This window comes from Streptomyces sp. YJ-C3, assembly GCF_053891275.1.
Window position 1 is genome coordinate 2,014,324 of the sequence record NZ_CM132685.1, and the last position, 22,581, is coordinate 2,036,904.

20 protein-coding genes are annotated in these 22,581 nt (G+C 68.1%); 15 read left to right on the forward strand and 5 right to left on the reverse strand.

The features are described 5' to 3' along the window. Window positions 1-21 precede the first annotated feature (21 nt). Window positions 22-738 (reverse strand): hypothetical protein, encoded by a 717-nt coding sequence (locus ACVHNB_RS08980; RefSeq protein WP_456227771.1) that lies wholly within the window; start codon window positions 736-738, stop codon window positions 22-24. A gap of 375 nt (window positions 739-1,113) precedes the next feature. Between ACVHNB_RS08980 and ACVHNB_RS08985 the strand changes: the two genes are divergently transcribed. The 8 genes from ACVHNB_RS08985 to ACVHNB_RS09020 all read left to right on the forward strand — a co-directional run bounded on the left by ACVHNB_RS08985 (window position 1,114) and on the right by ACVHNB_RS09020 (window position 8,605). After that, on the forward strand, window positions 1,114-1,563 hold the full coding sequence (locus tag ACVHNB_RS08985; protein WP_456227772.1) for a hypothetical protein: 450 nt from the start codon (window positions 1,114-1,116) through the stop codon (window positions 1,561-1,563). A 2-nt stretch (window positions 1,564-1,565) separates the two neighbouring features. Then, complete coding sequence (locus ACVHNB_RS08990) at window positions 1,566-3,344, forward strand: hypothetical protein (protein WP_456227773.1); 1,779 nt, start codon at window positions 1,566-1,568, stop codon at window positions 3,342-3,344. Window positions 3,345-3,434: 90 nt separating this feature from the next. After that, the gene (locus tag ACVHNB_RS08995) at window positions 3,435-4,655 is read left to right on the forward strand and encodes a S8 family serine peptidase (protein WP_456228858.1); all 1,221 of its coding nucleotides are present in this window, start codon (window positions 3,435-3,437) and stop codon (window positions 4,653-4,655) included. A gap of 123 nt (window positions 4,656-4,778) precedes the next feature. After that, entirely contained in the window at window positions 4,779-5,129 is a 351-nt protein-coding gene (locus ACVHNB_RS09000) for a WXG100 family type VII secretion target (RefSeq protein ID WP_456227774.1), read from the forward strand. A gap of 58 nt (window positions 5,130-5,187) precedes the next feature. Beyond that, on the forward strand, window positions 5,188-5,487 hold the full coding sequence (locus tag ACVHNB_RS09005; RefSeq protein ID WP_456227775.1) for a WXG100 family type VII secretion target: 300 nt from the start codon (window positions 5,188-5,190) through the stop codon (window positions 5,485-5,487). Window positions 5,488-5,600: 113 nt separating this feature from the next. Further along, on the forward strand, window positions 5,601-7,088 hold the full coding sequence (locus ACVHNB_RS09010) for an outer membrane protein assembly factor BamB family protein (RefSeq protein ID WP_456227776.1): 1,488 nt from the start codon (window positions 5,601-5,603) through the stop codon (window positions 7,086-7,088). A 220-nt stretch (window positions 7,089-7,308) separates the two neighbouring features. Continuing rightward, window positions 7,309-8,217, forward strand: coding sequence for a serine/threonine protein kinase (locus ACVHNB_RS09015; RefSeq protein WP_456227777.1), 909 nt, complete (start codon window positions 7,309-7,311; stop codon window positions 8,215-8,217). 55 nt (window positions 8,218-8,272) lie between these two features. Further along, on the forward strand, window positions 8,273-8,605 hold the full coding sequence (locus tag ACVHNB_RS09020; protein WP_456227778.1) for a hypothetical protein: 333 nt from the start codon (window positions 8,273-8,275) through the stop codon (window positions 8,603-8,605). A 465-nt stretch (window positions 8,606-9,070) separates the two neighbouring features. On the opposite strand, the gene ACVHNB_RS09025 is transcribed toward ACVHNB_RS09020, so the two are convergent. Further along, window positions 9,071-9,403: a DUF397 domain-containing protein gene (locus tag ACVHNB_RS09025; protein ID WP_428951919.1), complete on the reverse strand. Its 333-nt coding sequence runs from the start codon at window positions 9,401-9,403 to the stop codon at window positions 9,071-9,073. 188 nt (window positions 9,404-9,591) lie between these two features. Here ACVHNB_RS09025 and ACVHNB_RS09030 point away from each other — a divergent pair, with 188 nt between their 5' ends. Further along, on the forward strand, window positions 9,592-9,786 hold the full coding sequence (locus ACVHNB_RS09030) for a hypothetical protein (RefSeq protein WP_428951918.1): 195 nt from the start codon (window positions 9,592-9,594) through the stop codon (window positions 9,784-9,786). Window positions 9,787-9,971: 185 nt separating this feature from the next. Here ACVHNB_RS09030 and eccCa read toward each other — a convergent pair whose 3' ends face one another. Further along, entirely contained in the window at window positions 9,972-13,946 is a 3,975-nt protein-coding gene (eccCa, locus tag ACVHNB_RS09035) for a type VII secretion protein EccCa (RefSeq protein ID WP_428951917.1), read from the reverse strand. Window positions 13,947-14,293: 347 nt separating this feature from the next. On the opposite strand from eccCa, the gene eccD reads away from it, so the two are divergent. The 6 genes from eccD to ACVHNB_RS09065 all read left to right on the forward strand — a co-directional run bounded on the left by eccD (window position 14,294) and on the right by ACVHNB_RS09065 (window position 21,418). Continuing rightward, complete coding sequence (eccD, locus tag ACVHNB_RS09040; protein WP_456227779.1) at window positions 14,294-15,811, forward strand: type VII secretion integral membrane protein EccD; 1,518 nt, start codon at window positions 14,294-14,296, stop codon at window positions 15,809-15,811. A gap of 194 nt (window positions 15,812-16,005) precedes the next feature. Beyond that, window positions 16,006-16,293, forward strand: a complete 288-nt coding sequence (gene rpsO / locus ACVHNB_RS09045) for a 30S ribosomal protein S15 (RefSeq protein WP_428951915.1) — start codon at window positions 16,006-16,008, stop codon at window positions 16,291-16,293. Between the two features lie 282 nt (window positions 16,294-16,575). After that, a complete protein-coding gene (locus ACVHNB_RS09050) occupies window positions 16,576-18,795 on the forward strand; it encodes a polyribonucleotide nucleotidyltransferase (protein WP_428951914.1) in 2,220 nt (739 codons plus the stop codon). Continuing rightward, window positions 18,792-20,171, forward strand: coding sequence for a M16 family metallopeptidase (locus tag ACVHNB_RS09055; protein WP_428951913.1), 1,380 nt, complete (start codon window positions 18,792-18,794; stop codon window positions 20,169-20,171). Before ACVHNB_RS09050 ends, ACVHNB_RS09055 begins: the two co-directional genes overlap by 4 nt. Window positions 20,172-20,200: 29 nt before the next feature. Continuing rightward, a complete protein-coding gene (dapB, locus tag ACVHNB_RS09060; protein ID WP_428951912.1) occupies window positions 20,201-20,956 on the forward strand; it encodes a 4-hydroxy-tetrahydrodipicolinate reductase in 756 nt (251 codons plus the stop codon). Window positions 20,957-20,965: 9 nt separating this feature from the next. Next, window positions 20,966-21,418, forward strand: a complete 453-nt coding sequence (locus ACVHNB_RS09065) for a hypothetical protein (protein WP_428951911.1) — start codon at window positions 20,966-20,968, stop codon at window positions 21,416-21,418. A 60-nt stretch (window positions 21,419-21,478) separates the two neighbouring features. Here ACVHNB_RS09065 and ACVHNB_RS09070 read toward each other — a convergent pair whose 3' ends face one another. Beyond that, complete coding sequence (locus tag ACVHNB_RS09070; RefSeq protein ID WP_428951910.1) at window positions 21,479-22,033, reverse strand: hypothetical protein; 555 nt, start codon at window positions 22,031-22,033, stop codon at window positions 21,479-21,481. 106 nt (window positions 22,034-22,139) lie between these two features. Beyond that, window positions 22,140-22,379, reverse strand: coding sequence for a hypothetical protein (locus ACVHNB_RS09075; protein ID WP_428951909.1), 240 nt, complete (start codon window positions 22,377-22,379; stop codon window positions 22,140-22,142). Window positions 22,380-22,581: the final 202 nt, after the last annotated feature.

Below are 22,581 nucleotides of genomic sequence, written 5' to 3' on the forward strand. Positions count from 1 at the left end.
GGGCACTTCGCTGCGGTCCGCTCAGGCAGCGCTCCACGCCTGTGCCGGAACCTGGTCCAGTGCATCGCACAGAAAGTTCAGCTTCTCGTCGGCGACTTCCGGAGACAGGGTGCCCCGATACCACGTGCACAGCTCGTTCTTGCGGAACTGGAGCGGCGACGACGAGGCTCGCGAGTCCGTCAGCAGGAGGGGCACGATGGTGTCGCCGAGGACGTTCCGTACGAACTCTTCGTCGTCGGTGACGACCCGGAACTTCTCGTCGAATTCCGGTACGCCGAGTTCCGTCCTGGCCCGCCGGTCGAGTACGACGTCGAGCTTGCTCGGCAGGAGAATGTCCACGGTCGGCGCGATTCCGGGCGTGGTGACGACGAAGACCGAGTCGACGATGAGTGACTTTGCGTCTCCGGGTTGACTCGTCGCGGAACCGTCGACTTGACGGTGTTCGAAGAATACGAAGGAACGCCCTCGAAACTCACCGTTTGTGTAGTGAAAGGCGCCCAGATTCGACCCGGACCCAGGCATCGGCCTGGAGCCGCAGTACTGGTCGATTCGCCCGTATACATGCGGTGTGTACGACCACCCGTTTTCCGGGGCGATCCTGGCCAGTCGCGAGTATCCCTCGTTGATCTGTTTGTTCTTCTTGCGTCCGTGCCTGGACAGCATGAAGACCAGGACGAAGATCCCCGCGATGAAGGCGAAGATCAGCACATTCACCAGGATCTCAACCAGTTGATTCATGCCACCAGACTATGGGGCCCATCGCTACAGCGTGAACTCGGTCCGGAATGACGGCCTCCGCTGATGCCTCGGATCTCCGGCCGGTGCGCTCTGTCACTCCTGTCGTGTGGAGGTTTGATGGAGATCGCGGGTGGCCGCCTCGTGGTCGGGCTCGCGATCGCGTGACGGTGATTCGCCAGCAGGGACAACTCCGGCGAAACGGCGCTGCAGATGCAGTCTCGTAACTGAGTTAACACACAGCGCGGTTGGAGTAGATGTACAGGGTGACTACAGTGGTAAACGCGTTGTAAGACGCGACTGACTTTGCGGTCGCCCGCCAGCCAGACAGGCTGCGGCGACCGGGTTGGACCACGGGGAAACGGGGAGGAAGGCGTCGTGCTTCCAGCAGACATGGTGGGCGGGCCGTCGAAGGCCAGGGCCGCGAACCTGGAGGTCACCAACGAGGCGCTGACCACGTTCCAGAAGCGGGTCGACGCGGTACTCAAGGACCTGGACGCCTCGGCGGGAAGTCCCACGAAGGTCAGTGCCCAGAGCATCAGCAAGTCGTCCCTGCACAATGCGGGAGTACGCGCATTCCCTGAGGCCGACGACCTGTTCACGGCGTACAACGCGGTGCACACGAACCTTGTCACGCTCTCCAAGACGCTGAGTCTGCAGATCGAGGCGATCAGCATCGCCGTGCAGGGTGCCCACCGGGGCTTCGGCAACCTCGAAGAGGATCAACGGCAGCGGTTCTGGGCGATCCAGACCGAGATCACCGAGCTCCAGGACAAGGGCACCGGGAAGAAGCACACCAACGAGGCGACGAAGGACGCGGGGCTCTGACCATGACTGGACACAATCACGACGCGGACCGGGATCGCGTCTCACAGCAGAACCAGTTCACGGACTTCGCCCACGGTGTCGAGGACAACAACACGGGCGGCGGCTGGATCAATGGCATGCTGCGTGCCGTCGTCGGAGTCACTCCGACGGGCCAGGCGCTCGGTACCCGCGAGTCCCATTTCGAGGATCCGAGCCTCGATCTCAACACGATGCTCGACATGGTCGCGCAGACCAACCCGGCCGACCTCGAGTCCTCCGGCACGGCCCTGTGGAACGCGCGCGACGCGATCAAGAAGGCCGCCTCCGAACTCGACGGGCACATCACGAGAGTCCACTGGGTCGGCGAGTCCGGTGACAGCTTCCGTGACTTCGGCAAGGACCTGGTCACTTACGGAGAGCAGCTCAGCACGTTCGCCGGCAGCGCCGGTGACCAGCTGTCCGCGGCCTCCATGGGGCTGGCTTCCGTGCGGGGCGCGATGCCGGAGCGTGACACCCGCCCGGCGGACCAGCGCAAGATGCAGCCCAAGGACTACCCGGCCCACAAGCAGATGGACAGCAACGCCGAATACGCGGCTGCGGTGAAGGTTGAGAAGAACCGCCAAGAGGCGATCAACCAGATGAACCGCCTGTCGTCCTACTACGCCGTGTCCACAGAGCAGTTGAACGCTCTGAACAGCGAGCCGCCGAAGCTTCGGTCCATGCCGGATGTGGGGGTGCCCAGGCCCAAGGTCAGCCGTATCAACGACTCCGGCGGAACCGATGGGGGCACCTCGGGCGGAGCCACAGGGGCGCCGCATGCTTCGAACGGAGCGATCGCGCCCTCGCCGCGCGTCGACGGCATCAGCGCGAACACGCCGCCGGCGGACCACGTGGTGGGGAGCATCACCACCCCGGATCGTCCGGTGGGCACGGAGATCAACAGCGTCGACACCATGCCGTCTCCGACTGCGACGTCACCGACGACCGGTCCTGGCCCCGTGTCGGGCGGGCCGAACCCGACCGGCCCTTCTTCCGGCGGGTTCAGCAACGGCTATGTGGCACCCCCGACCTTGGGAACCAATACTCGAGGCCCCGGCCCGACGGGGTCACGCGCTCCGTTCTCGGCGCAGAGTCGAGGGGCGGACACATCCAAGCCGACCGGTTCGAACGCGCCACGTTCCATGGGGCGCGGAGGCGCCGGTGAGATGGGCCGGGCAACGTCGACCGCCCGTGGCGGTATGGGCGGCGGGAACACCTCACAGGTGGCAGGCCGCGGTATCACGGGGGGTACTCCGCGAGCTGCCGGCAGCCCCGCCTCGCGTCAGGCGGGGGGCCCGACGACCGGTGCAGGCCGGTCCAATGGCGTGACGGGTGGTCGGCCCAGCGCATCACGTACGGGCGCTGCTGGGCAGAGCGGATCGCGTATGCCCCGTGGCTCTGTCATCGGCGCCGAAGGTGCGGCGGGGAACTCCCGCTCGGGAACGGGGCGCGTGGGGCAGCGCGGGGTCTTCGGAGCGCAGGGCGCGGCCGGCAAGCAGGCGGACGCGAATGCGGGCACATCCAGGAGCGGTGCCGGTGCCCGTGAGGCAGTCACTGGTAGGCCGACCGGGCGGAACTCCGAAATGCGTGCCGAGCGAAACGGGATGACGCGTGGGGGCGCGGGCCTTGTCCGAGGACCCGGTCGAAAAGGCGAGTCTCGCGAGGAAGAGACCGAAACGTCGGAGCGGCCCGACTATGTGGTCGAAGACGTCAACACGCACCTGCCCGCAAACCGGCGCGATGTGCCGCCGGTCGTCAACTGAACCCGAACGAGGACAGAAAGCACCATGAAGCCAGGGACCAGCCGACGCTCTGATCACTCCACACTGCTCAAGTTGTGCGGTAGTAGGCGCCTGCGCGCGGTCGGCGCGGCCGTCGGTGCCCTGGTCGTAGGGAGTGTCGGGTTCGCACCGAGCGCCGCCGCGTATGACGCCCAGTCCCAGCAGTGGTACTTGGGGCCGATGCAGACTGAGCAGATGTGGAAGGTCAGCACGGGCAAGGGCGTCAAGGTCGCTGTGATCGACTCGGGCGTGAACGCGAGCACTTCGTCATTGAAGGGGCAGGTTCTGACGGGCGATGTGCCCAAGTCGCTCTCTTACCACGCGACGCAGGACTTCAGCGGCCACGGCACGACGATTTCGGAATTGATCGCGGGCACAGGTGCTGGCGGCGGACTCAAGGGGCTCGCGCCCGGCGCGAAGATCGTCCCCTACCGAGTTCAGATGGAAGACCTCAAGAGCAAGGCGGAGCTGGCGAAAACGCCGGAGCCCGCGGAGGCGATCAAGGCAGCTGCCGACTCGGACGCCAAGATCATTAACATGTCGTTCAGCTCGGACACGATCAATCCTGACCTGGAGGTCGCACTCAAGTACGCGGCGTCCAAGGGCAAGCTGTTGATGGTGGGTGTGGGTAACGAAGGTAGGTCCTCCGGGCACATCGGCTACCCGGCGCAGTATCCCTACGCGGTTGGTGTGACCGCAGTCGACGCCACGGGCACGGTGGCGAAGTTCTCCTCGAACGGCAACTATGTGGACCTGGCAGCCCCTGGACAGAACATTCCCAGGTGGTGTGACGCGAGTTTCCGGTCGTACTGCGACGGGGGGCAAGGCACCAGCCAGGCAACCGCCATCGCCTCCGGAGCCGCCGCCCTCATTTGGTCCGCCCACCCCGACTGGACGGCGAACCAGGTCCTGCGTTCGCTGATCGACACGGCCAGCCGCACCTGGAAGAAGGACGACCCCAGCAAGTACCTCGGCTACGGAACCGTCCGTCCCCGCAAGGTACTTGAGGACCCCAACTACGACGCCGGACCGGCGCAGTCGGACCCGCTCGCCGAGGAGAACGGCGGCCCGGCGAAGACCGAGAACGGAACCGTCACCAAGCCCTCCGCCTCTGCATCAGCCTCGTCACAGCCCTCGCAGAAGGCTTCAGAAGTCCCGGCCGAAGCGGCAGGATCGGAAGCGAAGTCCTCAAGTGACAGCAACACGTTGTGGATTGTGCTCGGTGCTGTTGCCGCGGTGATCGTCATCGGGGGCGGGGGATTCGCTGTGATGAGGGCGCGGCGCAGCCAGTGAGACTTTCAACCGTGGGATTTCCTGCGCTTCTTGGGCGGGCCACGGGGGAGCGGTTCGGCCTCAAGCGGGGCATGGACCAGAGCAGTTGGAACTAGAGGCAGACCAAGGAAAGGCAGGAGCGCCATGGCCGGCGGACGGCAGAAGCTCGAAGACCAGCAAGTAATCCAGCTCGAGAAGCAGATGTCGGAGAAGTACGACGGCATCCGCAAGCGCGTCCACAACCTGCAGGGCGTCATCGACGGCCTCGAGGGCCAGTGGGCGGGTATCGGTAAGAGCGCCTTCGACAAGAAGCAGCTCGAGATCAATGAGTCTCTGCAGAACATCGGCAAGATTCTCGCGGACGTCATCGACGCGATGAACAAGACGCGCAACATCAAGGACAGCTCGGAAGACGACGTGCGTGCGTCGGTGGACAAGATTGACGTGAGGGACGGTGCCTCTTCGGTGCCCTCTTCCTCGCTGAGCTCGTACTAGAGCAGTCGCATCACCAACGACATCACGGATACAGACGAGCGAGACGAGGTAGACAGAAATGGTCAGTAACGGTGACGGGCTGCTCGTAACTTATGACGGCCTCGACCAGGCGGCGACCCAGATCGGTAACGAGGCCAAGGCTCTCGAGCAGGATCTGCAGGAGCTTCGGCAGATGGTCGTGAAGAGCCAGGAGTACTGGGCCGGTGAGGCTCAGGGCACCTTCGGCGAGAAGCTGCAGAAGTGGGACAAGGAAGCCGCTGACATCCACACGGCGCTGACCGGCATCGGGCATGTCGTGGGCCAGTCCGGTGGAACGTACATGGACGGCGACAAGAAGGCATCCAGCTACTTCCAGTAAACGGAAGAGCTTTCTGTCTCAGGGTGGGCACGCGCGGGAGGTGCCCACCCTTCTTGTTGTCCAATAGCCCCGCTCTTTTTCTGACGTCAGCACTTCGAAGGGTTGGCCCCGTCATGAGTTTCGGCCCGCCGCCTTCCCCGTTCACGCAGTCATTGCGTGCAGCGGACGAACGTGCCAAGCGACGGCGCACCAAGGTGTGGGGTGCTGTCGCGTTGGTGCTGGTGGCCATTGCCTGTGGAGTCGGCTGGTACCTAGGGCATGGAGGAAGCGGCGGCAACGATTCCCTGGACGCGAAGGCTGCCCATCAGCCCGCTGCCGATGAGGTGCGAGAGACGGTCGAAGACCCTCCTTCGGGAGGCGCCGGACGCCTTGTCGCTGCAATCGGGGACAGCAAATTGAAGCCAGTACAATCTCAGGTCACCCCCGGGACTTGGGCGACGGACAAGGTATTGGCCAAGGGGGAAGGGGGCGTTCTCCAAGGCATCAAGATTGACGCCGACGACGAAGTCGTATGGAACCGCCAACTGTCCGGCGAAATCTGCGGATGGACTCAAGACGTAACAGTCGGCGGAAGTACGGGCGTCTTGTTCAAGGACAAGCACGGCGGATCATGCACCAAGCTGATGTTCTTCCAGGTGGACACGGGCGCGAAAGTTTGGGAAGCCACAATTCCCTGGAAGCTCGCTGCCGACGACCGCTACCCGAATGTGAGTCTCACCAAGGGAGTCGTGGCTGTTGCGTACGGGACCGGGTCTGCCGGTTACGACGGGGATACGGGGAAGAAGCTGTGGACCCGGCAGGGGACGACGACATGTCGTGAGGGCGGGTTCACCGGTGGGCGCGCCTTGCTGTTGAGGAAGGACTGCCATACCAAGGACTGGAAGTCCTACTATGAGGTTCAGAAAATTGACCCTCGGTCGGGAAAGGCTGAGTGGACTTACGAGGCGAATCGGCATCTGAACTTTGTCTATCTCGTCTCTTCGGATCCGGTGGTCCTTGCTGTGTCGGCGGGAGAAGCAGGGCTGTCGGACCTGATCTCCCTTGATGGCCAGGGGAAATATCAAACCACTATTCGGTTCTCTGGCGATCACTATCAAGTCAAGTGCGCAGATGGCCTCGAGGGGAGTTCGGAAGACGCCCTCATGTTCTCGGCTGTGGATCAATGCACGCAGATCGTGGTCTCCGACGGTAAGGCCTTCTTGACCACGGGTGAAGTAATCGAGGGTGTCTCACACGAGACCAACTCGATCGTGGCCTTCGATCTGAAGACCGGGAACACCGGTATCAAGTTCGACGCAGGCCAGGATCAGGAAATCTTCCCTTTGCGGATGAGCGGAGATCGGCTTCTGGCCCTCAAGGTGGGGACCGACAATGTCGCCCCGACTCAACTGGTCAGCCTCGATCCGGCGACGGGTAAAGAGGCCGCATACTTCTCCTTCGAGGCGTTCCGGGAAGTCCGTGCGTTGGTCACCGCGTCCGAGAGCGATGTTGTCGTCGAGCACGGGAGAATTTTCTTCGGGAGTCGGGCAGTGCAAGGCGGAGGAACCAAAGGCAAGCCCGCCTATATTTGGCGTGCTTTTGGCGTCGGCAGGGCGAAGTAGCTCGTGTATCGGTACGACTTTGAAAGCGTAGGGAACCCCTAGTTCCTCGAACGTCGGTGTTGTGGAGCGGGTACGTGAAGCTGATGCGAGAAGATGGAAGATCCAGCCCGAAGTAGGCCCCCGACGGCCCTCCTTGTAGGATCTCCGCGCTGCGTTGTGAATGGGGGAGTTGTCGCACGTGGAGAATGCCGCTGGAACGGGAGCGGAGGCGTACGCGCGAATGGGTGGTAGGAAACGCACCCCACGCTTCGGGCCGTACACAGCCCTCACACGCCTCGACGGGCCCACCGGTCCTCCGACCCCGACCATCCGCCACATCGCCCGAACCCCCGACGGCAACCGCACCGTCCTCCTCACCACCCCCCACCCCAGCACCGACCCCACCCGCTTCATGGCCGAGGCCGACGCCTCCCGGTACCTGGTGGGAAACCGGGTACTGGCCGCCACCGAGCTCGCCGGGCCGGGGCAAGGGGCATGGCACGCCGGCCCCTTGCCGGAGCGGACCGTGCGGGCGCTCGGGGTCGCCCTCGCCGAGACGCTGGCCGTGATCCATGGGCAGAACCTCACCCACGCCGGGGTCTCGCCGGCCGCCGTGCTCATCGCCCATGACGGGCCGCGGCTCAGCGGCTTCGGTGCCGTACGCGCCGCCGCTCCCGAGGGTGTCGTACGGCGCGGTCTGCCCGGGATCGACGCGAGCGTGCTCGCGCCGGAGCAGGCCGCCGGTGGGATGCCCCGGCCGCTCGGGGACGTGTACGCGCTGGGCGCGACCCTCGCGTACGCCGCCACCGGCAGCACGGCGCCCGAGCGGGACGAGTTGCCGCCCTGGCTGCGGTCCGTCGTCGGCCGGTGCCTGTCGCGCGATCCCGCCCACCGGCCGCAACTGGCCGACGTGGTCCGCGAGTTGGCGTCAGCCGGCGATCTGGACGCGCAGCCCCAGGGCTTCGGCGCCCCGGACCGGGCCTCCGCCCTCCTCGGCCCCGGCTGGCTGCCCGCCCGTGTCGTCGCCGCGCTCGCGCACCAGGCCGCCACCGTCCTCGCGGCGGAGACGGCCGTCGAGCCGGAACCGGAGCCGACGCCGCACCCGCCCGGTGCGGCGTACGCGGCCCACTCCCATCCCTACGCCCCCTGAACCGACGGACCCGACGGACGCGACCCCCTCATGCCGACCCCTCATTGCCCCGGCAGTGCGCACACCCCAGCAGCTGCTCGACAAGACCGTCGAAGGGCCGTCGATCCTCCCCGGTGACGGCACCCCATCCGCTCTCTGGTCCCTCGACGCCGCGGTGGACGTCTGCTCGCCACAGCTGCTTCTTGTGCGTGACGTGATCCTCTCCGGCTCGGCGGGCGGCGGCATCGTCGCGTACGGCGTCAAGGACGGCAAGGAGCGCTGGCGCGCGCCCGGGATCCGGCCCACAGTCGGCTATCTGCCGCTGCCCGACCGGCTGGTGGCCGCGATCGACGAGAAGGGGACCTTGCGTACGTACGTGGCCTCGGCCGGCGTCGCCAAGTGGACGTGACAGGAAGCCGCGGCCGCGGCGCTGCCGGCGGCCGACGAGGAGGCCGTCTACCTCCTGGCCGAGAGCAGCAGACTGCGCAGCGTCGGGCGCTCCGACGGGAAGGTGCGCTGGACCGTCAGGGCACCGGCTGAGTTCCGGGGGCAGAAGGTGATGAAGACCGCGACCGCGGCCGGGTGCGACTGCTCACGCCGACGACCGACGGCAGAGTGCTCGTGCTCGACACCCGCAACGGTGAGCGCACCTGGAGGTACGACCTGACGCCGTCCGACTACCAGGAGATAGCTAGCTGCGGACGGAAACCGCGTCTTCGTCATGAGCGGTAGCACGCCGACGGTGTTGGGAGCGTTCTGAGGCGATGCCGCTCGGTGCTGCCGCGCCCGTTCAAGTCATCGGTACACGGCGCTACATGGCGCTGAGTGCCACTACGCGTCACTACGTGGCGATCAACTGACGGGTGCGGGGACGCTACTGCTCGGCCGCAACTCCTCCGTTGTGCGGCGCCGGCTCCAGATCGAACTCCCCGTCCCGCGCGCCCAGTACGAACGCCGTCCACTCCGCCTCGGTGTACCGCAGCACCGTCTCCGGCTCCAGCGACGACCGCATCGCCACCGCGCCGGCCGGCAGATACGCGATCTCGACCCGCTCCTCGTGCTGCTCAGTGCCGGGCGCGCTGACCCACTCGACGTCCGAGATGTCCAGCGCGTACAGCTCGTTCTTCTCGCGCTCCTTGCGGGCCTTGATCTCCTCCGGCGTCTCGGTCGCCGGCTCCCCGGTGTGCTGCTTCTGAGGTTCGGCCATGCTGGGCGGCCCCTTCCCGATGTGCCAACGAACTGTGCGGTCAGCCTACTTGGCCGACCGCGACGGGCGGGTCGGAATACGGCCGATGACCGGCGGGAGCGACGCAACTCCCCCGGAAGTGTCACGGCACATCGACGATCATGCGCCGCGGGTGCCGCCTCCGCACCCCCGTCATTACTGTCGTGGTCATGACTTTCCAGGCTCTCCACGACGTGCACGCGCGGGTCGTCGCCGGACGCGGCTACCACCACCACTACAGCTCGGGCCACAGCGGCGGGGGCGGTGGCTCCGATCCGTGGTGGTTCTGGCCGCTCATGATCGCGCTGGTCGTTCTCGTCATCTGGCTCGTCGTGTGGGACCGCCGGCGGCAGAGCCGCGGCTGACACCAGGCGAGGCCGGACGTGACCGGCACGACCGGCACGACCGGCACGGTTGGGATGCCCGGCACGGTCGGCACGTGAGGCATCGTCGGCACGGTCGGCTCGTCGCTACGCGAAAGGGGCCGGGGTGGTCACAAGCCACCCCGGCCCCTTTCGCATGCTTCCCGCCTCCCCGGGCGAGCCCGGTGTCAGCCCTGGTCCTCCAGACCGATCTGGACCAACGGCTTGCCCCGCTTGCGCGACACGAACACGCCACGCCCCGGCGGCATCGGCCGCGGCCGGACCCCGCCCAGCAGATCGCCCTCGGCCGGGTCACCGGCCAGCACCACGCCCTGCGCGCCGAGCTCCTTGATGCGCTGCATGAAGCCCTCGTACCCGGCGCGGCCCGAACCGGCTGTGGAGCGGGCGATGATGAAGCGCACGCCGACGTCCCGCGCGAACGGCAGCAGCTCGGTCAGGCCCGACAGCGGGTTACCGCTCGACGTCGACACCAGGTCGTAGTCGTCGATGACCACGTAGACCGTCGGGCCGCGCCACCAACTGCGGTCGCGCAGCTGCTGAGCCGTCACGTCCGCGGTCGGCGTACGGCGCTGCATCAGGTCGGCCAGCGCGTCCATGTGGTGCGCCATCTGGTTCGACATCGGGATGTACTCGGCCAGGTGCGAGGCCGGGGTGACATCGAGCAGGGAGCGACGGTTGTCGACCACGAACAGCTTGCAGGTGTCGCCGCTGTAGCGCTGCGTGAGCTGCCGGATGAGCAGCCTCAGCAGGTTCGACTTGCCGGACTCGCTCTCGCCGAAGATCAGGAAGAACGGGTCCTGGTCGAAGTCCACGAACAGCGGCTCGAGGTTGTCCTCGTCGAGCGCGAAGGAGATGCCGCGCTCCGGGAACCGGTCGCCCGGCGGCAGCTGGCGCGCGGAGAACTCCCGCGGCAGGAGCCGGACTTCGGGGGCGCCGGGCTGCGTCCAGTGCCGAGTCACCTCGGTGGCGAGCGCCGACGTGGCCTCGGCCAGGTCGGTGTCCGACGACAGACCGTCGATCCGCGGGACCGCCGCCATGAAGTGCTGCTTCTGCGGGGTCTGGCCACGACCGGGCACACCCGTCGGCACATTGGCCGCGACCTTGCGGTCGAACTCGGAGTCCATCGTGTCGCCGAGCCGCAGCTCCAGGCGGTTCATGAGGTGGTCCTTCATGTTCGCCCGGACCTCCATGGACCGCGACGCCGTCAGGATCACGTGGATGCCGTAACCGAGACCGCGCGCCGCCATGTCCAGGACGAGCGGCTCCAACGCCTCATAGTCGCTGCGGAAGTTGCCCCAGCCGTCGATGACCAGGAACACGTCGCCCCACGGCTGGTCGGTCATCGAGATGTCGCCCCGCGCGCGACGCGCGCGGAAGTCGGCGATCGAGGCGATGCCCGCCGTACGGAAGTACTCCTCGCGACGCGTCAGCACGCCGTAGACCTCGGCCGTCGTACGGCGCACCTTCTCGGGGTCGAGACGCGAGGCCACGCCACCCACATGCGGCAGGGTCTGGACGGCGGCCATACCGCCACCACCGAAGTCGAGGCCGTAGAACTGCACTTCCTGCGGCGTGTGCGTCAGCGCGAACGAGGCGATGAGCGAGCGCAGCAGCGTCGACTTGCCGGACTGCGGACCACCCAGGATCTGCATATGGCCCGCCGCGCCGCCGAAGTCGATCCACAGCGGGTCACGCCGCTGCTCGTACGGCTTGTCGACGAGACCGACCGGCACGACCAGGCGTCCGGCGCCCTCGTAACCGGGCTGTGTGAGACCACGGCCCTGTACGGGAGTGAGCCCCGGCAGCAGCGAGTCGAGCGACGGCGGGCTGTCCAGCGGCGGCAGCCACACCTGGTGCGCCGCGGGCCCCTGCGCCTCCAGACGCCGCACGATCACGTCGAGGACGGTGTCGGCGAGCGCGTCGTCCTTCTCGTCGCGCGGCGCCTCCTCCTCGCGCTGCTGCGGCACGGGCACGTACTGCACGGGGACCTCGGCCGCCGTGAACAGCGCCGGCCGCCGGTCCACCGGAAGCGGCCCACCGGGCGTCGCGACCTGCGCCGAACCGGTGCGGTACACCCCGGACACGTACGCCGCCTTGAAGCGCACCATTTCGTCGGTGCCGAACTTCAGGAAGCCGGAACCCGGCACGTTCGGCAGCTCGTACGCGTCCGGGACACCCAGCGCGGCACGCGACTCGGCGGCCGAGAAGGTCCGCAGACCGATGCGGTACGACAGGTAGGTCTCCAGGCCGCGCAGGCGGCCCTCTTCCAGGCGCTGCGAGGCGAGCAGCAGGTGCACGCCCAGCGATCGGCCGATGCGGCCGATCTGCACGAACATCTCGATGAAGTCCGGCTTCGCCGTCAACAGCTCACTGAACTCGTCGATCACCAGGACGAGTGAGGGGATCGGCTGCAGCGGCGCACCGGCCGCGCGTGCCTTCTCGTAGTCGTGGATGTTCGCGTAGTTGCCCGCGTCGCGGAGCATCTCCTGGCGGCGGTTGAGCTCACCACGGATCGAGTCGCCCATGCGGTCGACGAGCGTGAGGTCGTCCGCGAGGTTGGTGATCACGGCCGCGACGTGCGGCATCTGGGCCATGCCGGCGAACGTGGCACCACCCTTGAAGTCCGCGAGTACGAAGTTCAGCGTCTCGGAGGAGTGCGTCACCGCGAGACCGAGCACCAGCGTGCGCAGCAGCTCCGACTTACCGGAACCGGTGGCGCCGACGCACAGGCCGTGCGGGCCCATGCCCTCCTGGGCGGCTTCCTTCAGGTCGAGCATCACGGGCCGGCCGTCGTCGCCGACACCGATGGGCACCCGCAGCCGCTCGGCCTGCGAGCGCGGGCGCCAGGTGCGCTTGGTGTCGACGGTCGCCGCGTCGCCCAGGTTCATCAGGTCCGTGAACTCGAGGTTGGCGAGCAGCGGCTCGTCGTCGCTGTCGCCGCCCGACGCCATGCGCAGCGGCGCGAGCTGCCGGGCGAGCGCCTCGGCGGCGGCGTACGAGAGCACGTCCGGGGTGCCTTCGTAGACCATGCCGTGCGCCGATTCGAGGCGCAGCAGCTTCGGGTGAACGACGACGGAGAGGTCGCCGCGGCCGGCCGCGAGGTCGCCGGGGACGACCTCCAGGACCGTCACGCCCTGCAGACCCTCGGGGCTCGCCAGGATCGACGTGGGAGGCAGGGAGACACCGTCGAGGACGACCACCAGATGCGGCTGCTCGGGCACGGGGGCGCCGCCGGGGTGGAAGCGCGGCCGGCCGTCGAGGCGGCTGCCGAGCAGGTCCTCCAGCTCGACGGGGTCGGTGGTGATCAGGCGACGGCTGCCCGCGCCGTCCGTGAGCCCGGGCACCTGGTTGTGCGGGAGCCACTTCGCCCACTCCCACTCCGGGGCGGTCTGGCGTCCGGCGGCGACGGCGACGACGAGGTCCTCGGGGGAGTGCATCGAGGCGAGGGACGCCACCAGGGCGCGGGCGGAGCCGCGCACGGTCGCCGGCTCACCGCTCACGGACACGTGGTAGAAGGCCCGCAGCGACACGGCCATCGGCAGGTCCTCGAGCGTGCTGTGCGTGGCGAGGAAGCGCTGCATCGCGCCCGCCGTCAGCGGCTCCAGCTCGTCGACCGGGGCGGTCTGCGGCGGCACCAGGGGAGTGGCCAGCCCTTGCGGGCCGAGGCCCACCCGTACCTGCCCGAAGTCCTCGTCGCCGGTGCGCCGCTCCCATACGCGGCTGCCCTCGGCGACCAGCGCCCACAGTTGCTCGGGCGAAGGGTGCAGGTAGTACTGCGCGTCGCGCTGCTTGCGTGCCGTACCCAGGGCGTCCTTGCGCGTCTGTGACAGATAGCGCAGGTAGTCGCGGCGCATGTCCGCCATCTGCCCCTGGTTGCCCTTGCGATAGCGGGCGAGCATCGCGATGCCCATCGCGATCGTGGACGCCACCATCACCATGCCCATGATCTTCATGAAGGGCTGGGCCTGCGGATTGAAGAAGAACACAACCGAGCCGCCCATGCCGAGCATGGGCAGAATCTGCATCAGCGCGCCTTCTTGCTGCCCGCGCGGAAGCTCCGGCGGAGGCTGCAGCACCACCTCTTCCGTGGGCACCTCGGACGGCAGTGCCCGAGGTGGGCGCTTGACGACGATGTGGCTCACTCTGCACCAATTCCCTTGCCGGACCGAGCTGTTCCGTCCGCCGCCCCGTGTCAGGCGGACGTCGATCGCGGTTCGCGATCCTACTGACAACCACTGACAACAGCGGGCGGTAGGGTGCCGGTGGTACGCGTGAGCAGTTGCGAATCCGCCCGGGAAAATCGGGCAATCCGCACGGTTCGGAACGTGCGCCTCTCCCGGAATCCTGGCGGGACAGCGTATGTGACCGGCCTCGCGGGCCGCAGAGCGCAACGTACACAGGATCTTTACAGGCGGATGTGCGCGGTACACCACTGCGCCCGTCCCCGCACCAACCGATTCTTCGGAAAAAGGGGGAACAGCAGGTGAGCATGACGGCCTCCGCGCCGGCCGGCCGAGCCGGCGGAACGGGCACCGGAGCCCCTGCAGGGGCGGGCACGGGCCTCGGCTTCTGCCGCGTCACCATCGTGGCGCCCGACAGCCGCATCGACGTGGCCCTGCCCGACGACGTACCGGTCGCCGACCTGTACCCCGAGATCCTGCGGCTCTCCCAGCAGAGCCCGGCCGAGGGCGCCCCTGTCGGCTACCACCTCGTACGCCGCGACGGCACGGTCCTCGACAGCGCGCGCTCGTTCGCCGCGCTGCGCATCCTGGACGGCGAGCTGCTCACGCTGCGCCCCTTCTCCGAGTCCCTGCCGCCCGCGGTCTTCGACGACGTCTCCGAGGCCGTGGCCTCCGCCGTCACCAAGGACCGCACCCTGTGGAGCGGCGACCTCACGCGCGCGGCGGGCCTCGTGGCCGGCGGCATCCTGCCCGCGCTGATCGCCTTCGTGGCCTGGAACTCCCAGATCCGCCACGACATGCACAGCCTCCAGGGCATCCTCGCCGGCGTCGCGGGCCTTCTTCTTGTCACCCTGGCGTGCGTTCGCGCCCGGATCTACGCCGACCGTGGCTCGGCGGTCGCGCTCGGCCTCGGCGCCCTGCCGAACATCGCCGTGGCGGGCTCCGGCCTGCTGCCGCTCTCTTCGGGCCAGGGCATCGGCCGCCTCCAGTTCCTGCTCGCCTGCGCGGCGGTCCTGGTCGTCTCCGTCGTGCTCACCTTGGTGTCTCCCGGTGGTGACGGCCCCTTCGTGGCGTTCGTCTTCGCCTCCCTGATCGGCCTGCTGACCACCTTCATCGCGATCCTCACGGACCTGCGGCCCATCGAGACGGCCGCCATCGGCGCCCCGCTCTCCGTGAGCGCACTGGCCTTCCTGCCCGGCCTGTCCATGCGGTTCGCGCGTCTGCCCATCGGCTTCGAACCGCCCAACCCCGGGCGCGCGGGCTACGAGACCGCGGCGGACCCGGCCGACCCGCACGAGGCCGTGGACGCCGATCGCGTCGCCGCCCAGGCCCGCCGCGGCCACGAGCTGCTCGTCGGTCTCGTCGGCGGCTGCGCTCTCGTCTCCGTAGGCGCGTCGATCGTCCTCGGCTTCTCCAGCAACGTATGGGGACAGCTGCTGGCCCTGGCCACCGGCATCGCGATGCTGATGCGCGCCCACCTGTTCCGCTACACCGCACAAGTAGGCGCCACCCTGGCGGCCGGCCTCGCCGCGCTCGTCTTCCTGGGCCTCGGTCTCGCGCTGCACCCTCCGATGGACTACCTGCGCGACGCCGTGCTCAAGCACGACACCACGGCGCTCGACATCCGTACGGTGTGGATCGCCGCGGCCATCGGAGCGGCCGCCGCCCTGGTCACCGCGATCGGCCTGATCACTCCGCGTCGCGGCATCACCCCCTTCTGGGGCCGCTTCCTGGAGATCGCCGAGACGTTCGTCCTGCTCACCCTGATCCCGCTGGCCCTCGCGGTCTTCGACGTGTACGCGTCGGCGCGGGCCATGACCAGCTGAGACGGGCTGGTCAAGGGCAGGGTCGGGGGCGCTCCCGGCGGCTGGTACGCTGTGTGACGGCCGTTTGTGTACGCGCCCCCACCTGCATCCCGGGGGCAGCGCCGGACGGATCCCCGCCTCCGAGTTACGGAAGCTCTCCTGAGATGTAGACCAGGGGCACTCGGTGGCCACGAAGAACACCAAGAGGAGTACGCGTGTCGCTCGACGCCGCTACGAAGAAGCAGATCATCGCCGAGTTCGGCCAGAAGGAGGGCGACACCGGCTCCCCCGAGGTCCAGGTCGCCATGCTTTCGCGCCGCATCTCGGACCTGACCGAGCACCTCAAGACGCACAAGCACGACCACCACTCGCGTCGTGGTCTGCTCATCCTGGTCGGCCAGCGTCGCCGCCTTCTGCAGTACCTGGCCAAGAAGGACATCCAGCGCTTCCGTGTGCTGGTCGAGCGCCTCGGCATCCGCCGCGGTGCGGCCGGCGCCCGCTAAGACGCCGTGAAGGGAGCGGTTCCCAATTGAGGGGGCCGCTCCCTTTGCTGTACGTGCGCACTGTCACAGACGCTTTGTAGTCTGGTGACGTACGAATGAGGAGAAGCGCACCCTCGCCGCCGCCGGTCCTCGGTAGTGGCCCCCGGAGACGCAAGAGGATCCCCGGGTGCTTCGATCGAAGACCGGCCCGCACCCAAGGCGCGCTTCTCCGTTCCGTCCCACTGCCACACGGGCAGATGCGGACAAAAGACGAAACAGACGAAAGTAACGGAGAAAACGCTAGTGGAGAACGAGACCCACTACGCCGAGGCCGTCATCGACAACGGCTCCTTCGGCACCCGCACCATCCGCTTCGAGACGGGCCGGCTGGCCCGCCAGGCCGCCGGTTCCGCCGTCGCCTACCTCGACGACGACACCATGGTGCTCTCGGCCACCTCGGCCTCGAAGAACCCCAAGGACCAGCTCGACTTCTTCCCCCTCACGGTGGACGTCGAGGAGCGGCAGTACGCCGCCGGCAAGATCCCCGGCAGCTTCTTCCGCCGTGAAGGCCGTCCCTCCGAGGACGCCATCCTCACCTGCCGCCTGATCGACCGCCCGCTGCGCCCGTCCTTCAAGAAGGGCCTGCGCAACGAGATCCAGGTCGTCGCCACGATCATGGCGCTCAACCCCGACCACCTGTACGACGTCGTGGCGATCAACGCCGCGTCCGCGTCCACGCAGCTGGCCGGTCTGCCCTTCTCCGGCCCGGTCGGCGGCGTCCGCGTCGCGCTGATCAACGGCCAGTGGGTCGCGTTCCCGACGCACACCGAGCTCGAGGACGCCGTCTTCGACATGGTCGTCGCCGGTCGCGTCCTCGAGGACGGCGACGTCGCGATCATGATGGTCGAGGCCGAGGCCACCGACAAGACCATCAAGCTCGTCGAGGGCGGCGCCGAGGCTCCCACCGAGGAGGTCGTCGCCGCCGGTCTCGAGGCCGCGAAGCCCTTCATCAAGGTCCTCTGCAAGGCCCAGTCGGACCTCGCCGCCAAGGCCGCGAAGCCGACCGCCGAGTTCCCGATCTTCCTGGACTACCAGGACGACGTGCTCGAGGCCCTGACCGCCGCGGTCAAGTCCGAGCTCTCCGCCGCCCTCACCATCCCGGGCAAGCAGGACCGCGAGGCCGAGCTGGACCGCGTCAAGGGTCTGGCCGCCGAGAAGCTGCTCCCGCAGTTCGAGGGCCGCGAGAAGGAGATCTCCGCCGCGTACCGCTCCCTGACCAAGTCCCTGGTCCGTGAGCGCGTCATCAAGGAGAAGAAGCGCATCGACGGCCGCGGTGTCACCGACATCCGCACCCTGGCCGCCGAGGTCGAGGCCATCCCGCGCGTGCACGGCTCGGCCCTGTTCGAGCGCGGCGAGACCCAGATCCTGGGTGTCACCACGCTGAACATGCTGCGCATGGAGCAGCAGCTGGACACCCTCTCCCCGGTGACCCGCAAGCGCTACATGCACAACTACAACTTCCCGCCGTACTCCGTCGGCGAGACGGGCCGCGTCGGCTCCCCGAAGCGCCGCGAGATCGGCCACGGCGCGCTCGCCGAGCGCGCGATCGTGCCGGTCCTGCCGACGCGCGAGGAGTTCCCCTACGCGATCCGTCAGGTCTCCGAGGCCCTCGGTTCCAACGGCTCGACGTCCATGGGCTCGGTCTGCGCCTCCACCATGTCGCTGCTGAACGCCGGTGTGCCGCTGAAGGCCCCCGTCGCCGGTATCGCCATGGGTCTGATCTCGCAGGAGATCAAGGGCGAGACGCACTACGTCGCCCTCACCGACATCCTCGGTGCGGAGGACGCCTTCGGTGACATGGACTTCAAGGTCGCCGGCACCAAGGAGTTCGTGACGGCCCTCCAGCTCGACACGAAGCTCGACGGCATCCCGGCCTCCGTCCTGGCCGCCGCCCTCAAGCAGGCCCGTGACGCCCGCCTCCACATCCTCGACGTGATGATGGAAGCGATCGACGTCCCGGACGAGATGTCCCCGAACGCCCCGCGGATCATCACCGTCAAGATCCCCGTGGACAAGATCGGTGAGGTCATCGGCCCCAAGGGCAAGATGATCAACCAGATCCAGGAGGACACCGGCGCCGACATCACGATCGAGGACGACGGCACGATCTACATCGGTGCCGCCGACGGTCCGGCCGCCGAGGCCGCCCGCGCCACGATCAACGGCATCGCGAACCCGACCATGCCGGAGGTCGGCGAGCGCTACCTGGGCACCGTCGTGAAGACGACGACCTTCGGTGCGTTCGTCTCGCTGCTCCCGGGCAAGGACGGTCTGCTGCACATCTCGCAGATCCGCAAGCTCGCCGGCGGCAAGCGCGTGGAGAACGTCGAGGACGTCCTCGGTGTGGGCCAGAAGGTCCAGGTCGAGATCGCCGAGATCGACTCCCGCGGCAAGCTCTCCCTGATCCCCGTGATCGAGGGCGAGGACGGCGACGAGAACAAGAAGGACGACGCCGACAAGTGACGTCCCGTAGCACCAAGGCGACGGCCCGCACCTCCTCGGAGGCGCGGGCCGTCGCCCGTACCCAAACCCTGATCAAGGGCGAGAACGGCATCGGTACGGTCCGCAGGACCACGCTCCCGAGCGGTCTGCGCATCGTCACCGAGACCCTGCCCTCCGTCCGCTCGGCCACCTTCGGCATCTGGGCCCACGTCGGTTCCCGCGACGAGACGCCCACACTGAACGGTGCGACGCACTACCTGGAGCACCTCCTCTTCAAGGGCACGCGCAAACGCAGCGCCCTGGACATCTCCGCCGCGATCGACGCGGTCGGCGGCGAGATGAACGCCTTCACGGCGAAGGAGTACACGTGCTACTACGCGCGCGTACTCGACACCGATCTGCCGCTCGCCATAGACGTGGTCTGCGACATGCTGACCGGCTCCCTCATCGACGAGGAGGACGTCGACGCGGAGCGCGGCGTGATCCTCGAAGAGATCGCGATGACCGAGGACGACCCGGGCGACTGCGTGCACGACCTGTTCGCGCACACCATGCTCGGCGACACCCCGCTCGGCCGCCCCGTCCTCGGCACGGTCGACACGATCAACGCGCTCAACCGCGGTCAGATCAGCCGCTTCTACAAGAAGCACTACGACCCGACGCACCTGGTCGTCGCCGCTGCGGGCAACGTCGACCACAACAAGGTCGTCCGCCAGGTCCGCGCCGCCTTCGAGAAGGCGGGCGCGCTGAACGGCGCGGCCGCGGCCCCCATCGGCCCCCGCGCGGGCCACAAGACGCTGCGCGCGGCCGGCCGCATGGAACTCCTCGGCCGCAAGACCGAGCAGGCCCACGTCATCCTCGGCATGCCGGGGCTGGCCCGCACCGACGACCGCCGCTGGGCCATGGGCGTCCTGAACACGGCACTGGGCGGCGGCATGTCGTCCCGCCTCTTCCAGGAGGTCCGCGAGAAGCGGGGCCTTGCGTACAGCGTGTACTCGTACACGTCTGGCTTCGCGGACTGCGGACTGTTCGGCGTGTACGCGGGCTGCCGCCCCAGTCAGGTGCACGACGTCCTGAAGATCTGCCGCGACGAGCTCGACCAGGTCGCGCAGCACGGTCTGAGCGACGACGAGATCAGCCGCGCCATCGGCCAGCTCTCCGGCTCCACGGTCCTGGGCCTGGAGGACACGGGCGCGCTGATGAACCGTATCGGCAAGAGCGAGCTGTGCTGGGGCGAGCAGATGTCGGTCGACGACATGCTGGAGCGCATCGCGGCCGTGACCCCGGACGAGGTGCGCGAGGTCGCACGCGACATCCTGGGACAGCGCCCGTCCCTGTCGGTCATCGGCCCGCTCAAGGACAAGCAGGCCGCGCGCCTGCACGAAGCGGTCGCGTAACAGCCACCTACGTAAGGATCAGGGAAGACATGAGCAAGCTGCGCGTGGCGGTCCTCGGAGCCCGGGGCCGCATCGGCTCCGAGGCGGTACGAGCCGTCGAGGCCGCCGAGGACATGGAGCTGGTCGCGGCCCTCGGCCGTGGCGACAAGCTGGATGCCCTCGTCGAGTCGGGCGCCCAGGTCGCGGTCGAGCTGACCACGCCCGACTCGGTGATGGAGAACCTGGACTTCTGTGTGCGCCACGGAATCCACGGAGTCGTCGGGACGACGGGCTGGACGGAAGACCGTCTCGCGCAGCTTCGGCAGTGGCTGGCCGCCTCTCCGGAGACGGGCGTGCTCATCGCGCCGAACTTCTCCATCGGCGCGGTCCTGACCATGAAGTTCGCCGAGGTGGCGGCCCCGTACTTCGAGTCCGTCGAGGTCATCGAGCTGCACCACCCGAGGAAGGTCGACGCGCCCTCCGGTACGGCGTCCCGCACGGCCCAGCTGATCGCCGCCGCGCGGCAGAAGGCGGGCAGCGCGCCCCAGCCCGACGCGACGGCGACGGCGCTCGACGGGGCGCGCGGCGCGGACGTCGACGGCGTTCCGGTGCACTCGGTACGTCTGCGCGGCCTCCTGGCCCACCAGGAGGTCCTCCTGGGCGGCGAGGGCGAGACGCTGACCATCCGCCACGACTCGCTGCACCACAGCAGCTTCATGCCGGGCATCCTGCTGGGCGCCCGCAAGGTCGTGACGACCCCCGGCCTCACCTTCGGCCTGGAACACTTCCTCGATCTGAACGGCTGACCTGCAGCGATGCGCGCGAAAATCACCTACGCCGTCACGGCCGCCGTCCTGGTCGTCTACTTCGTCCTGGCCGGCGACCGCGGGGTCATGCTCATCCAGCAGGGCACGGTGCTGACGGTCACCTTCGGCATCGCGGTGCTGATCCTGCCCGTGATCGGCGTGTGGTTCCTGTGGGCGAACACCCAGTTCGTCCGTAAGGCCAACCGCCTCGCCGAACTCCTCGAGGCCGAGGGCGGACTGCCCGTCGACGAGCTCCGCCGCGACCAGTACGGCCGCATCGACCGTGACTCCGCCGACGAGGTCTTCGCCCGGCGCAGGGCCGAGACGGAGGACACTCCGGGCGACTGGCGCTGCTGGTTCCGGCTGGCCGTCGCCTACAAGGACGCGCGCGACACCCCGCGCGCGCGGAAGGCGATGCAGCGCGCGATCGCCCTCCAGGAGGGCCGCTCCGTAAGCGCCTGACATCACAGAAAGGGGCCCGCACCGTCTTCCCGGTGCGGGCCCTTTCGCATGTTGTGCGACTCAGCTGTGCGGCCGGTACTCCTCGGCCCACACCTCGATACTGTCCGCGGCTCGGTCGAACGCGGTGGCCCGGCCGAGGAAGTCTCCGTTGTGACTGGTCAGCAGCGCCGTCTGCTCACCCGACAGATCCCGCCGTACGAGGACCAGGGCCTGGCCCTGCACGGTCCGAGGCAGCCCGAGCCAGCGCACCGGCTGCTGCACCGTGCGCGCGGTCACGACCTTTCCCCACGGCACCGTCTGCGTCTTGAAGAAGGCGACATGGCGCAGCCCGCGCGCGCTCACCCAGGCACCCATCCTCAGCATCCGCAGGGCGGCCACGATGATCAGCAGGGCGAGCACGCCGCAGATCCCGGCCGCGGCCGTGTCCCCGGCCACCGCGATGATCACGGCGGCGAACAGCACGTACGACGCCAGGAGCAGCAGCAGCGCGGACGCCCCCACCCGGTACGGGCCCGGGCGGTAGGGACGGCGCCACTGGTCGCGGTCGTCGAAGGGCAGCGCGGTGTCCGCGGCTTCGTCAAAAGCACGGTCGGCCGTCAGGAAGGGCAGGGGCACGACGGGTCCTCACTCGATCCACGCTGGATGGGGGCTGTGCCCGGTGAGGCTACCCAGGCGCGCTCCGGCCTTCCACCTCAGGGGGTCCGGACGAGTCAGCTCCCGGTCAGCGCCCGTCGGACGCTTCGGACTGCTGAACGTGCTGGGAGGACGGGCCGGCCGACAGAGCGGGCATCCCGAACAACAGAGAGCCCACGAGCCCGGCCACGACGGTCAGCCCCACGAGGGTGCGGCCGGCGATCTGACCTGCGGAGGGACGCTCGCGCGCGGGCGGCGTGACGTTACTGCGGAACTTGTCGGCTTCGGCGATGAAGGCGAACGGTACGGGCTCGCGCCGACGAAACATGGGCGGTGCTTCTCCTCAAGAGGTTCGAACGAAGTGTGTTCATCTACACAGACGCTCGAACGCCCCAAATGGTGCCCACTTTCGCCAAATTCACTGAAGTTCGCTCTCGTTCGCCGGAGATCGTCGTGAGAAGCGAGCGAATGCCCCGTTGTCAGTGGCGGCCCGTAGAGTGGGCGCCGCCCGAGTGAAGTACTGGGAAGGA

Excerpts from the sequence above, each read along its gene's own strand:
- ACVHNB_RS08980 (WP_456227771.1), bottom strand. The coding sequence starts at position 738 with ATGAATCAACTGGTTGAGATCCTGGTGAATGTGCTGATCTTCGCCTTC.
- ACVHNB_RS08990 (WP_456227773.1), top strand. The coding sequence starts at position 1,566 with ATGACTGGACACAATCACGACGCGGACCGGGATCGCGTCTCACAGCAG.
- ACVHNB_RS09000 (WP_456227774.1), top strand. The coding sequence starts at position 4,779 with ATGGCCGGCGGACGGCAGAAGCTCGAAGACCAGCAAGTAATCCAGCTC.
- ACVHNB_RS09005 (WP_456227775.1), top strand. The coding sequence starts at position 5,188 with ATGGTCAGTAACGGTGACGGGCTGCTCGTAACTTATGACGGCCTCGAC.
- ACVHNB_RS09010 (WP_456227776.1), top strand. The coding sequence starts at position 5,601 with ATGAGTTTCGGCCCGCCGCCTTCCCCGTTCACGCAGTCATTGCGTGCA.
- ACVHNB_RS09015 (WP_456227777.1), top strand. The coding sequence starts at position 7,309 with ATGGGTGGTAGGAAACGCACCCCACGCTTCGGGCCGTACACAGCCCTC.
- ACVHNB_RS09025 (WP_428951919.1), bottom strand. The coding sequence starts at position 9,403 with ATGGCCGAACCTCAGAAGCAGCACACCGGGGAGCCGGCGACCGAGACG.
- ACVHNB_RS09030 (WP_428951918.1), top strand. The coding sequence starts at position 9,592 with ATGACTTTCCAGGCTCTCCACGACGTGCACGCGCGGGTCGTCGCCGGA.
- eccD (WP_456227779.1), top strand. The coding sequence starts at position 14,294 with ATGACGGCCTCCGCGCCGGCCGGCCGAGCCGGCGGAACGGGCACCGGA.
- dapB (WP_428951912.1), top strand. The coding sequence starts at position 20,201 with ATGAGCAAGCTGCGCGTGGCGGTCCTCGGAGCCCGGGGCCGCATCGGC.
- ACVHNB_RS09065 (WP_428951911.1), top strand. The coding sequence starts at position 20,966 with ATGCGCGCGAAAATCACCTACGCCGTCACGGCCGCCGTCCTGGTCGTC.
- ACVHNB_RS09075 (WP_428951909.1), bottom strand. The coding sequence starts at position 22,379 with ATGTTTCGTCGGCGCGAGCCCGTACCGTTCGCCTTCATCGCCGAAGCC.